Genomic DNA, 13,107 nt, shown 5'->3' with positions numbered 1-13,107 from the left:
ATGACCTGGGCACGGATCGCCGGCACACCCCTGGAGAACGACCACGTCCTGCTCCGTCCGATCGTCCCCGGGGACCGCGAAGCGCTGCGCGAACCGGCCATGGACCCGCGGATCTGGCGCTACTTCGTCCAGCGGATCGAGACGGACACCGACTTCGACGCCTTCTTCGACGCGGCGCTCACCGACCAGGACGCCGGCCGGCGCGTCGTCCACCACATCATCGACAAATCGGCCGGCCGCACGGCGGGCAGCATGAGCTTCTGCAACATGGCCGAGGCGGACGGACGACTGGAGATCGGCTGGTCCTGGATCGGCACCCGGTTCCAGGGCCAGGGAGTCAACCGCTGGTCGAAGTTCCTCATGCTGGAGCACGCCTTCACCCGACTCGGGGCCGAGCGCGTCGAATTCAAGACCGACGTGCTCAACCTCCAGGCACGCCGGGGCCTGCGCAACATCGGCGCCACCGAGGAGGGAACCCTGCGCAGCTTCAACCCGATGCCCGGCGGCCGCCGCCGTGACGCCGTCTACTACAGCGTGCTGCGGGGCGAATGGCCCCAGCTGCGCGAGCAACTGCTGGTCCGGCCCAAGGTGATCCACCAGCCGGAGCCCGCATGACACGGACGCCCACCGGAGACACGGCGGGGACCGGGCCACCCCCGCACGTTCCGCTGATCCTGGCGCACGGCACCCCCTACACGCGCGGCCACCGCCACGGCACGGCGCTCGGCGCCCGGCTGCGCACCTTCGTCGGCGACGGCCTGGCCCGGCTCTCCCACATCCTGCCCGGGCCCCTCTCCCTGGAGTCACTGCGTCCCCTGCTCGCCGCCCACCGCGCCGAGATCGAGACCCAGGCCCCACGGCTCATGGCGGAGATCCGCGGCCTGGCGGCCGGGGCCGGACTCAGCGAGGAGGAGGCCCTGCTGCTCCAACTGCGCCGGGAGATCATGGGCTACCGCCGGATTCCGACGGCGGGTGACTGCACGACGTACGCCCGCGCCGGCGGCGATGCCCCGGCCGTGCTGGCGCAGACCGTCGATCTCAACGGCGACCTCGACGACCAGATCAGCGTGCTGCGCGTCGCCCCCGCCGGATCACCCCGGCGCTCCCTGGTCCTCAGCTTCGGTGGCCTGCTCGGCTACCTCGGGATCAACAGCGACGGCCTCGCCGTGGGACTGAACCTGGTGCTCGGCGGCACCTGGCGCCCCGGCCTCCCGCCGTACCTCGCCATCCGCCATCTGCTGGACACCACCTCCGGCGTCGACGAGGCGGTGCGGGAACTGCGCGGCCTGCGGCTGACCAGTTCCCGCACCCTCGTCCTGTGCGACACGCGCAAGACGGCCTGGGTGGAGATCCTCGGGGACGACCTGCGCGTCGCCGAGGCCGCCGTCACCACCCACACCAATCACTACCTGCACCCGGACTTCGCCCCGCACGACGCGCTCAACGTCTTCGCGCGGAACTTCTCCCGGCTGCGGCTGGAGACCTGCCGCCGCGAACTGGCCGCGCTGCCGCCCGAGGCCCGTGCCGAGGACCACTTCGCCGTGCTGTCCCGGCCCCCACTCCGCGTCGAGGGCAACGGCGACATCCGGCGGGAACGCACGGTCGCCGCGGTCGTACTGCGGCCCGGCCTCGGAGAACTGCACGTACGGCCCGGCGACCCCGCACGCTCCCGCACCCGCTCCTTCCGGCTCGACCCGGCGGAGGTGACATCGCCATGACCACGCCCGCACACCCCGCCGACTGGTTCGTCACCCGCGGCCCCGACACCCCCAAAACGCCCCGTGTCTACGTCTTCGCCCACGCCGGGGGAGACCCCCGCTCGTTCCTCGCCTGGCAGTCCGCACTCGGGAAAGAGGCACGGATCGCCGCCGTGTGCCCGCCGGGACGCGGCCACCGCGCGGCCGAACCCCACCCCACACTCGAAGAGTTCGCCGACGGCGCCGCCACGGCGATCCGTGCCGCCGAGCGGGAGACCGGGGGAGCGGCCGGCCGCCCCGTCCAGTTGTTCGGACACAGCCTCGGCGGCCTGGTCGCGTTCGAGACCGCCCGCAGGCTGCGCGACCTGCCCACCCTGCGGCACCTGTGCGTCTCCGGCATCTCCGCCCCGGCACGGGCCCCTTCACCGCGGGTACGGGAACTCGCCGCCCTGGAAGGCAGGGAATTCGCCGAGCGGCTGAACTTCTTCGAGGGACTCCCCCCGGAAGTCATGGCCCATGACGAGCTCATGGACCTGCTGCTCCCCGCGGTGATCGCGGACTTCCGCATGGCCGCCGGCTACCGGTACCGCCCCGCCGCACCCCTGGAGGTGCCGGTCAGCGTCATCGCCGGCCGGCAGGACGCCTACCTGCACCCCGACAGGATGCGGGAGTGGAAGGACGAGTGCCGCACCCCGCCCGCCGTGCACTGGGTCGACGGCGGGCACTTCTACTTCCGCGACACAAGCCCCCGGGCGGCCACCGATCTGCTCCTCACCGCCGTCCGGGCCGACCAACACACCGAAGTCATCTGACACCACCCCTCCGGAGGAAGAACGCCGTGCAGCTCAACGCCGAGGACCAGCACCGCCGGGCCGTCGACTTCGCCCGGCTGCACCAGGGCGAAACGCCCTTCGTCATGGCGAACGCCTGGGACGCCGGAAGCGCCCGCCTGCTGTCGCAGCTCGGCTTCCCGGCGCTCGGGACGACCAGCGCGGGCCTGGCCTTCTCGCTGGGCCGGACGGACGGCGTGAACCTGGTGCGGCGCGAAGAGGCGCTGGAGAACGCCCGGTCGATCGTGGCCGCCACCCCCGCGCCGGTCAGCGGCGATCTGGAGAGCTGCTACGCCGACTCCACCGACGAGATCGCGCGCACCATCCGGCTCGCCGCCGAGGCCGGACTGGTCGGCGCCTCCATCGAGGACGCGACCGGCGACCCCGCCGAGCCGATTCACCCGCTGAGCATCGCCGTCGAACGCGTGGCCGCCGCCGCCGAGGCCGCCAGGGCACTGCCGTTCCCGTTCACCCTGACCGCCCGGGCCGAGAACTTTCTGTACGGGCGCGCCGACCTCGCGGACACCATCGCCCGGCTCCGCGCCTACGAAGCGGCGGGCGCGGACGTCCTCTACGCCCCCCTCCTGCCCGACACCGACGCGATCCGCGCCGTCCGCACGGCGGTCGGCAAACCACTGAACGTCCTCGCCGGGCCCGCGCTGTCGGTGGACGAGCTGTCCGCCTGCGGCGCCGACCGGATCAGCATCGGATCCGGCTTCGCCCGGGCCGCTCTCGGCGGATTCCTCGCCGCGGCGCTGGAGGTCCGCGACCGGGGGACGTTCTCCTTCGGCCGGCAGGCCCTCGGCTACGGCGAGGCCAACGACCGCATGTCGGCCCCACCACCGGCCTGATCCCGGACCGGGGCCGGCCCCCGGGCGAGACAGGAGAGGAACCGTCATGAGCACAACTCACCCCTGGCTGCACGGACCTCGATACGTCCTGGGCGAAACCGAGGTGCACCACACCGAGATCACCGACCTGCTCACCCGCGCCGCGGAACTCCGCATGCCGCCGACACCCGAACTGTGGGGATGGGGGAGCGTCCGCCGCACCCGGCGGAGCCTGGCGTCCCTGGCGGCCGACAGCGCAGCGGCCACCCTGCGCGCGGCCGGCGCCGACCCGTCCTCGGTCGACGCCGTCCTCCTGTGCTCCACCCGGATACCGGGGCCCTCACAGGACCACGGCCGGTTCATGGAGACCTTCCTCACCGCGGCCGGCCTCGGCGACATCCCCTTCTACGGCCAGAACATGAATCGCTGCGTGAACCTGCTCGCGGCGATCGACACGGCCATCGCCTTCGTGGCCTCCGGACGCCACCGCAGGGTCCTGGTCGTCACCACCGACAGCGTGGCCCACGAGGCGGACCGCATGGTCGGCTACGCGCTCTTCAGCGACGGAGCGGCCGGCTGCCTCATCACCGCGGCCGACGCGAGGGCCGACCTCACCGACGGCGGCTACGAGATCCTCGGCTGCGCCGACGCCCAGCACACCCGGACCCTCGACCACGCGCACGAGATCAGCTCCGACCTCGCCCGCACCGTCAACGAGCGCCTCCTGACCCCCCTCGGAAAGCAACTCGACGACGTCGCCGCCCTGATGCACGCCAACATCTTCAAACCCGTCGTCCTGATGAAGGAACGCCAGGCGGGCTTCACCACCCGTCAGCTCCACACCGACAACATCACCCGTGTCGGGCACTGCTTCTCCGCCGACCCACTGATCAACCTCGTCGACCGGGCCGCGCTGGGCCACCTCGGACCCGGCAGCCTGTGCCTGCTCGCGGCCGCGGTCCCCGGGCAGCGCATCGGCGTACTGCTCCGCACGCCCCAAAGCCACCAGAGCCCCGAGCGGAAGGGACCACGGGAATGACCACCGCACCTCACGCGCAGGCACATCGCCGCGAACGTCCCTTCGTCCCGTTCGTCCTGCCCGACACCATCGCCGCACTGCCCCGCCGGCCGTTCGCGTTCAGCCGGGCCGGCCTGGACGCCGCGGCGGCCGCCTCACCGGACCCCGGCGCCCTGTACCGGCTGCTGCTGCGGGAACAGGAGTCCGAGGCACCGATGCTTCTCGCCCGCCGGATCCTGGACGCCTTTCTGCACCCCGACGGCGACCACGGCAGCGAACCGCAGGCAGCCCCCGACACCGAGGACATCGCCACCGAGGTCGCCGAAGCACGCCGTCAGCTGGCCGCGACCGCCCGCTCCCTCCGGGACCTCGACCCCGAGCCGCGCCGGGCCGTCCTGCTCCAGCGCGCCCCCGTGACGCTCCTGGGAGGCTGCTGGCTCGCCACCGTCTCCCAGCCCGCGACCCAGCCCTCCGTCATCGTCAACCGGCTCTTCACCCACCACCTGACCCTGCGCGGAAACGGCGACGCCCGGTGCGGCCTGACCCACCTGCGCCGGCGCGCACTGGAGAACGAGGGCATCCATCTGCCCCCGATCGCCGCCGTCGACTTCCTCGACAAGGCCGGGGCGCGTCCGCTCACGGCACAGCACGGCTGCTTCCACCTCGCCCTCGCCCGGCTGCCCGCCAACTTCCTGCCCGAAGTCGTCGGCGTGCACTACGCCTTCCACACGCTCGGCACCGACGACCTGCTGACCGCCACCCCACCGCCGCTGTCCGAGGACGAACTGCGCCGGACACTGGCCACCTACCTGGACCTGGCCGGTCCGGACGAACGGCGGCGCCTGCACCACGCCGTACGGCTCACGCTGGACCTGGAACGGGAGCACCTCACCCTGCTCACCGAACTCGCCACCCGGCAGACCGGCCTCACCCTGGAGGCGAAGGTCGCCGAGATCATCTCCCGGCACGCCCCGATGGCCGGAACCCAGCACGGCTCCGTGCGGGTCGGGGACCGGCTGCTGTCGGACATCTTCCGCTCCCGCAGCCATCCCCGGGAGGCAAGCGCGCCCCCCGATCTCGCCGCCTTCCTCACCGACCTGCGCGCATCCCCGTACCTGCGGCCCACCGGGCCCGGTCACGGCGACTGCCGGCTCACCGACGCCACGAAGTTCGGCGGGCCGATGTTCGGGATCCTCGACGAACGGGAGACGGCAACTGTGCGGGCCTGGGCGGCGCGTGTCCACGCCGGCGAACGCCCCGTGATCGAGATCCCGCCCGACACCGTGGGGCGGGAACAGGCCGAACGGCACCGTACCGCCATCGCCCGCTCCGCCCCGGACGACATCGTGCTCGCGGAGGCCGACCCCCGCGACCACCGCGAGCTGTTCCACCGGCTGGTCAACATCGAGAACTTCCCCCACACGCTCCCGCTCGCCGCAGAACGCGCCGAACGGTGCTTCCAGGACGCGGAGATCCTCTTCGTCCACGGAAGCGGCGGCAGGTACACCGACGCCAGCTGGTTCGAATACAGCCCCCAGGCACTGTACGAACGGGCCGAGCGGATCTACTGGGAGAAGCTCATCGAGCCCTACCGGCCGCTGCGGGACATCCCCGACCGCGACGAAGTGCTCTTCCGGCAGAGCACCTTCTACCTCACGTACCTCATCGACGGAGCCTGGCTCCACCGGCTCGCCCGCCCCGGCCACGACGAACGCGACAGTGACGCGATGCTCTTCGCGATCTACGCGGACGAGATGGGCAACGGGGATCTGCGCAAGAATCACATCACCCTGACACACCGGGTCCTGGCCAGCGCCGGGATCGAACTCCCGCACATCCGGGACGAGGCATTCATGGAGCAGGACGAACTCCCCGACGACCTGTACGGATTCGCGATCCAGCAGTTGTGCATGTGCCTGTTCCCCGACCGGTTCTACAACGAGATCATCGGCTACAACCTCGCCATCGAGATGTTCGGATCCGGCGAGATGCGCCTTCACGAGATCCAGAAGCTGCGCCACCACGGCATCGACACCTGTTACGAGCAGGCCCACCTGACGATCGACAACTTCTCCGCCGGGCACGCCAAGCAGGCCGCCGACATCATCGTCTCCCACCTGGACGGCGTCCGACGCATCCTCGGCGAGGCGGCCGTGGCGGGGGAGTGGCGCCGGGTCTGGCGCGGCTACGCCTCCTTCGCGTACTTCCTCGAACAGCCGTTGCTGAAGAAGGTCACCGAGGACCCGCCGGACGAGGCCCTGACCGAACTGGTCATCTGACCCCGACCGCGGACCCCGGCTCCTCCCCGGCAACCGAAAGGCGACAGCACATGTCCGGCAGCGGCGTCACCTCGCACGACGGGGCCCGAGAGAGCGGACGGCACCTTCCAGGCACCCGGGCCGGCACCGAGAACCAGGAGACCACCCCGACATGACCGCATCCGCATCCGTTCCCGGCCGCCCCGAGGGCAGGACCGAGGCGTTCATCCTGACCGGCTCCTTCCCGGTGATCCGCCGCAACCCGCTCTACCTGACCGAACTCTCCCGGCGCGGCCTGAAGATCCTGGTCATCACCGCCGACTCCTACCGGGAACAGGCCACCGAGGCCATGGCCGACACCTCCAACCCCGCCTCGCACATCACCGACATCGCCTACGTCACAGGCGACTTCACCGTCCAGGGAGCCTTCGTCGCCGGCGCCGTCGCCCGGACCGCCGCCTGGCGCGACACCTACACGATCGTCGGCGTGTACGCCGTCGGCGACTACCTCGCCGAGCCGACCGGCCTGCTCGCCGACGGCCTCGGCGTGCGCTCCCCCGGCCTGCGGGCCAGCCGTGCCGGCCGCGCCAAGTTCCTGCAACGCTGGTACCTCCCCGGCCTCAGCCCCGCCTCCCTGACGATCCCGGCCGGCGAACGCCACACGGCCGACCTGAGCCCCGTGGTCTACCCGGCCGTGGTCAAACCCGCCTCGCGCGCCTCCAGTTCCGGCGTCGGCACCGTCACCGACCGGGAGGAACTGATCAGCCGGCTCGCCAGCTACCCGGACCACGAAGTCATCCTCGTCGAACAAAAAGTCAGCGGACCGGAGTTCTCCGTCGAGTCCCTCGTCCAGGACCGCCGGGCGATCTTCGCCTCGGTCACCGCCAAGAACACCACGGACAGCCACACACAGACCTTCGTCGAACTCGCCCACAGCGTCCCCAGCGCCCACGAGGGCCTCAACGGCACCCTGCTGGACGCCAACCGGCGACTGCTGGAAGGGCTCGCCTTCCAGGACGGGATCACCCACTCCGAATGGCGGGTCGACGAACACGGCAGACCCTTCCTGATGGAGGTCGCGGCCCGCACCCCGGGCGACGGCCTGCTGGTGCTCTACCAACTCGCCACCGGGCGCCCCCTGGAACCGGAGATCCTCCGCATCGCGCTCGGCGAACCCGCCGCCTACCCGCGACCGCGCCGCTGGACGCGACAGATCTACGTCGAGCACACCCCAGGAATCCTGGAGGACGTCCTCGTCGACTGGCCGGGAGTACAGCCCGAGTGGATCAGCGGCAGCGGAGTCTGGCCCGACATCAAGCCCGGCGCCGTGGACGACCCGCCCACCCTGCGCGCCGTACTGGTTCTCCGAGAACGCGGCAGCCGACTGGAGCCGCTCTCCAGCTCCGACGACCGGTCCGTCACCTTCTTCATCGACGCGCCCACCCCCGAGGCACTGGACGCCCTGGAACAGCGCGTCCGCGCCCGCATCCGGATCACCACCCGTACCTGAGCGCCGGCACGGCGACCCACCGTCACACGGTGACGTACCGGGCCGCCACACCCGACCACCGAGAACAGCGGCACAGACCGCGAGGGAGCAGTGGCCCATGGCCGTCCGGACAGCGCCGGCACACGCAGGCGACGAGGGGCGGGCGCTGCTCGCAGTCGGCGTCACCGTGCTGCTGTGGGCCTCGGCGTTCATCGTGATCCGCGACGCGGCGCCGCACTTCTCACCGGGCGCGCTCGCCCTCGGCCGGCTGCTGATCGGTGCGGCGGTGCTCGCCGTCCTCCTGGCCGCACGGCGGGAGGGGTTGCCGCCGCGTGCCGCGTGGCCGGGCGTCATCGGCTCCGGAGTGCTGTGGTTCGGCCTGTACTTCGTCGCTCTGAACTGGGGCGAGCAGTGGGTGGACGCGGGCACCGCGTCCCTCGTGGTGAACGTGGGCCCGATCCTCGTCGCGCTGCTCAGCGGCTGGCTGCTGGGCGAAGGGTTCCCGGGACGGCTGCTCGCCGGGGTGGCTCTGGCCTTCGCGGGCGCCGCCGTGGTCGGCCTGGCAGGCTCCGGCCCGGGCCAGGCATCGCTGCCCGGGGTACTGCTGTGCCTGCTCGCCGCGGTCGGCTGTGCCACCGGGATCCTGGCCCAGAAACCCGCGCTCGGGCACGCCTCCGCACTTCAGGTCACCACGTTCGGCTGCACGGTCGGCGCCGTGGCGTGCCTGCCGTTCGCCGCCGCCCTGGCCCGGGAACTGACGACGGCTCCGCCCCGCGCGGTGCTCGGCATGGTCTACCTCGGGGTGTTCCCGACGGCGCTGGCCTTCTCCACCTGGGCCTACGCACTGGCGCGCACCAGCGCGGGAAAGACCGCCGCGACGACGTACCTGGTGCCCGCGGTCGTCGTGCTGCTGTCGTGGCTGCTGCTCGGAGAGGTGCCCACCCCATGGGCGCTGGGTGGAGGACTGCTCTGCCTGGCCGGCGTCGCCGTCTCGCGGCGCACCGCCCGCGCGGAACGTACGCCCGCACCCGCAGAGGCCGAACCGGCCGCCGACTCCAAGTCCACCGCGCTCGCCGCACAGCACCCTCACCACAGTGATGTTCACACAGAGGAGAACTCCGGTGACCCACGTCCATGAGGAGCCAGGAACGCTGACCGGTCTGCCACGGTGGGAGACGGAGGTCTTCGGACGCACAGCCGAACACACCGCCGTCCGCGCGGCGTTGGAAGCGTCCCGGCTGGTGACGCTCACCGGCCCCACCGGCGTCGGCAAGACCCGGCTCGCCGCAGCCGTCGCCTCGCAGGCGGTCGAGGAGTTCCCCGCCGGCGGCGGCTTCGTCGAACTCGCCCCCGGACGCGAGGACACCGTCGCCCAGGCCGTGGCAGCCGCGCTCGGCGTGCGGGAACGGCCGGGGCAACCCCTGGAACAGGCCCTCCAGGAACGGCTCGTCCGGGGCCGCTGCCTGCTGGTCGTCGACGGCTGTGAACAGGCCCCGGGCACGATCGGGGGCCTGATCGCCCGGCTCCTCGACGGCTGCCCCGAACTCGCCGTCCTGACCACCGGCCGCCGCCCCCTCGGGCTGGCCGGGGAGCACGTTCTGGAGCTGGAACCCCTGTCCATGGACCCGGAGTCGGCGAGCGGCGCGGTGGCCCTCTTCCTGGACCGTGCCCGCGACCGTGGACACGAGCGGCCCCACGCCGAGCGGGTGTGCTCCCAGTGGGACGGCGTACCCCTGGCCGTCGAACTGGCGGCCACCTGGGACCGGGCCCCCGCACCACCGCCGAACGACCGCCACCCACACGGGGGCACGGCCCGGCGCGCCGTCGAGTGGAGCTACGGACTGCTCGACGCCGACGAGCGCCGGCTGCTGAGACATCTGGGGGTGTTCCAGCGCGACTTCGACGCGCCGTCGGCCCACGCCGTCGCCGGCACCGCCGACCCGGAGGCGATCCTGGACCGGCTGACCACCCGCGCTCTGCTCCACCGCCGCCGTGGCCCACGCACCGCTGTGTGGCGTCTTCCCGCAGCCGTACGCGCCGTGGCGCTGGAACGGCTCGACGCCGAGGGCGAAACGGAGCGCTGCCGCGCCCGCCACCGGGCCTGGGCGACGGCCACGGCCCAGCGCCTGGAACGGACGGTCGCCGGAACGGACGGCGCGCGGCGGCCGGACCCCTCCTGGCAGCCCTGCTTCGACCGGCTCGCCGATGACCTGCGCGCGGCGCTGGACGGCGCCGGCGAACACCCGGAAGCCGCACCGGACCGACTGGCCCGCGCACTAGCCCACCTGTGCTACGCCCGGCAATTCCTCGCGGAGGCCAGAGCGCACTTCGAGACGGCCGCCGCCCTCACGGGTGACCCGTCCCGCAAGGCCGCAGATCTGCGGGCCGCGGCCGACGTGGCCATGGCCGAACACCGGGGCGACCTGGCCCTTCCCCTGCTGCGCGCCGCCGCGGCCTCCGCCGCCGTCGCGGGCGATACGGCCGCGCGGGCGACAGCACTGGCCTTCGCCGCCTGTATCGGAAGCCGCTTCCCCGCCACATTCCCCGACCCGCTCTCCCACGAGGATGTGCGAGGGATGCTGGCGGAGGCCCAACGCGTCGCGCCACCGGACAACCGGCTCGTCACCGCCTACCTGGCGGCGGCCGAGGCCTGGAACGCGACCGGGCAGAAGACCGCTCCGGACGCCCAGCTGGCCCAAAGGGCCCTGGACACAGCGCGGGCCGCCGCCGACCCGGTACTGATCGCCGGCGCCGTCGACGCGGTGTGCAGCGGCCACGGCGTCGCCGGTCGATTCCGCGATGCCCACAGCCTGAGCGATGAGCGGCTCCGGCTCTTCGACCGGCTGCCCCGGCACGATCCACGGATCGGCCTGGAGATCATCGACACCCTGCATGTCGTGCCCCTGGTCGCGGTGGCCGCCGGCGACCTGCCCCGCGCCGTGACGGCGGCCCGCCGGGCCTGGGAGGACCCCCTCAGCGGCCTCTACATGAGGGCCAGTAAGAGTGTGGTGCCGCTGGTGCTGTCCGGCAGGTTCGAGGAGGCGCTGGAGTACGCCGCCCTCATGTGGGAGGGCTGGGAGCGGGCCGGACGCCCCGCCGCACGCTGGATGGCCCCCGCCGCACACGCCGCCGCCCTGGCCGAGGGCCTGCGCGACAGCGGCGGCCGGGAGTACCGGCGATGGCGGGAACGGGCCCGCGCCCTGGCCGCGCCCTGGGACCCGCACGGCATCACGGCGAGTTTCGCCGCCTTCGCCGACATCAGGGTCGGCCTGCACACGGGGCGGGCGGGTGACTCTCCCACCCCTGCCGTGGACCTCGCGGAGACGCTGCCCTGGTCGCGGACTCCCCATCAGTTCTACGACGCGTACGCGTGGGCCGTCGCCGCCGAGGCCGCCGTCGTCGCAGGGCTTCCGGACGCCCGCCGGCGCCTCGCGGCGGCGGCCCCGGCCGGCGCCGAGAACGCCTGGGCCGCAGCCTGCCTGGCCCGCGCGGCCGGCCGGCTCGACGGCGACCCGGACGCGCTGCACGCATCACTCGCGGGATGGGAGCGCATCGGTGCCACCTTCGAGCGGGCCTGCACTGTGACGCTACTGCCCGACCGGGCCGCCGAGGGCATCACCCACCTGACGTCCCTGGGCTGCCGCCCCCCGTTTCGATGAGAAACGCCGCCCGCCGACCTGACCCGGACGCGCCACCGGCCGCTGTCGCCGGCTTCCCGGTGCCGCCCCCGGAGCCGGCGAGCGGCCCCGGCGTTCCCGCGCGGGTTCCGCACAGGTCGGGCGGTGTGTCAGCCGAGGTGGTTCAGGGCACGCTGGAAGGCTTCCGCGTGTCCGGCCTCGTCCGCCGCGATCTCCGTGAACAGCTCCGCCGCCTGGACATCGCCGTTGTTCTCGGCGCGGCGGGCGAACGCGGGATACATGACCTCCGCCTCGTACGTCTCCCCGGCGACGGACGTGCGGAGGTTGCTGGCCGTGTCGGAGACCAGACCGGCGAGAAGGGCCTCGGCGGCGAAGTGCTCCCGCAGTTCGATCTCGGCGAGCCCTTCGAACAGGGCGGCGAGCCGCCGCTCGCCGGTGTCCCGCGCGTGCTGGGCGAACAGCATGTACGTCGCGTTGGCCAGGCCCTCGCCGTGCATGGCGTCGTCGAGGTTGGCCCGGGTCCGGGCGGAGGCCACCTGGGGCAGACCCGCGGGCACCGTGACGGGGTCCACCTGCGGCGGCGACGGGATCTTTCCCTCTCCGGTGGTGAGCGCCTTGAGGGCGAGGGCCAGCAGTTCCCGGTGCTCGGCTTCGTCCGCCGCGATCTCGGTGAAGAGTTCGGCGGCGGCGACATCTCCGTCCTGGCGGGCTTCCTCCGCGTAGGTCGGGTACATGGAGGTGGCCTCGAACCGCTCACCCTCCATCGCCTGACGGATGTTGGCCTCGTTGCTCCCGACGTAGGAGATGAGACCGGCCTCCTGAGTGAAGTGATCCTCGAACTCGGTCTGCGCGGTGCTCCGGTAGAGCTCGGCGATCCTGCCGTGCCCCTCCCGGGCCGCCTCGTCGGCGTAGAGAAGGTAGGCGGCGTGGGCGAACCCTTCCCCACGCATGGCGGCGCGGGTGTCCTGCACCGTGCTCAGCGCCGGGGTCTTTGAGTCGGCGACGGCTGCGGGGGCGGTGGCCACGGACACCGCGGTGAGGGCCAGACCGCTGACGGCGGTCGCCAGCCGGACGAGGGATGGTCTCATGGTCGAAATCCCGTTCTCGGAGATCGTGCGCTGGGTGGGTTCCGGTCATCGTCGGTGTATCCGCCCGTAGATCCCGGCATCGCACGACCGTCCGCATCCGAACTCACCGGAGCGGGGGTCCGGTTGTGCACCACTTGGCGTACAGCGCACGGCCGCGTGCGGCACCGCACGCACATCCGAGCGCCTCGCCGACGAGGGGGCCGACGCCGCCGCACACACCCTGCACCACACCATCCGTGAGCCGCGCCCGCGGCTGCCC

The 13,107-nt window shown here is 72.6% G+C and carries 10 protein-coding genes; 9 read left to right on the top strand and 1 reads right to left on the bottom strand.

Annotated features, from left to right (window positions below; translation table 11 throughout):
- The 9 genes from H7827_RS00235 (at position 1) to H7827_RS00195 (ending at position 11,781) form a co-directional block, all read left to right on the top strand.
- The gene (locus H7827_RS00235; RefSeq protein WP_432741582.1) at positions 1–615 is read left to right on the top strand and encodes a GNAT family N-acetyltransferase; all 615 of its coding nucleotides are present in this window, start codon (positions 1–3) and stop codon (positions 613–615) included.
- Positions 612–1,718, top strand: a complete 1,107-nt coding sequence (locus H7827_RS00230) for a C45 family autoproteolytic acyltransferase/hydolase (RefSeq protein ID WP_432741580.1) — start codon at positions 612–614, stop codon at positions 1,716–1,718. Before H7827_RS00235 ends, H7827_RS00230 begins: the two co-directional genes overlap by 4 nt.
- Entirely contained in the window at positions 1,715–2,509 is a 795-nt protein-coding gene (locus tag H7827_RS00225) for a thioesterase II family protein (protein WP_432741578.1), read from the top strand. Before H7827_RS00230 ends, H7827_RS00225 begins: the two co-directional genes overlap by 4 nt.
- Before the next feature lie 26 nt (positions 2,510–2,535).
- Complete coding sequence (locus tag H7827_RS00220; protein ID WP_432741576.1) at positions 2,536–3,378, top strand: isocitrate lyase/PEP mutase family protein; 843 nt, start codon at positions 2,536–2,538, stop codon at positions 3,376–3,378.
- A 46-nt stretch (positions 3,379–3,424) separates the two neighbouring features.
- Complete coding sequence (locus H7827_RS00215; RefSeq protein ID WP_432741574.1) at positions 3,425–4,396, top strand: 3-oxoacyl-ACP synthase; 972 nt, start codon at positions 3,425–3,427, stop codon at positions 4,394–4,396.
- The gene (locus H7827_RS00210; protein WP_432741572.1) at positions 4,393–6,654 is read left to right on the top strand and encodes an iron-containing redox enzyme family protein; all 2,262 of its coding nucleotides are present in this window, start codon (positions 4,393–4,395) and stop codon (positions 6,652–6,654) included. The genes H7827_RS00215 and H7827_RS00210 overlap by 4 nt, the downstream gene beginning before the upstream one ends.
- A gap of 151 nt (positions 6,655–6,805) precedes the next feature.
- Positions 6,806–8,143: an ATP-grasp domain-containing protein gene (locus H7827_RS00205; protein ID WP_432741570.1), complete on the top strand. Its 1,338-nt coding sequence runs from the start codon at positions 6,806–6,808 to the stop codon at positions 8,141–8,143.
- Between the two features lie 97 nt (positions 8,144–8,240).
- The gene (locus tag H7827_RS00200; RefSeq protein ID WP_432741568.1) at positions 8,241–9,260 is read left to right on the top strand and encodes a DMT family transporter; all 1,020 of its coding nucleotides are present in this window, start codon (positions 8,241–8,243) and stop codon (positions 9,258–9,260) included.
- Complete coding sequence (locus H7827_RS00195; protein WP_432741566.1) at positions 9,244–11,781, top strand: ATP-binding protein; 2,538 nt, start codon at positions 9,244–9,246, stop codon at positions 11,779–11,781. Before H7827_RS00200 ends, H7827_RS00195 begins: the two co-directional genes overlap by 17 nt.
- A 128-nt stretch (positions 11,782–11,909) precedes the next feature.
- Here the strand turns inward: H7827_RS00195 and H7827_RS00190 are convergent, their stop codons facing one another.
- Positions 11,910–12,848, bottom strand: a complete 939-nt coding sequence (locus H7827_RS00190; RefSeq protein ID WP_432741564.1) for a ferritin family protein — start codon at positions 12,846–12,848, stop codon at positions 11,910–11,912.
- Between the last annotated feature and the right edge of the window lie 259 nt (positions 12,849–13,107).

It is taken from the genome of Streptomyces sp. JH002 (assembly GCF_050916115.1).
Lineage (GTDB): Bacteria > Actinomycetota > Actinomycetes > Streptomycetales > Streptomycetaceae > Streptomyces > Streptomyces xiamenensis.
This window is presented reverse-complemented; position numbering and strand designations above follow the sequence as displayed.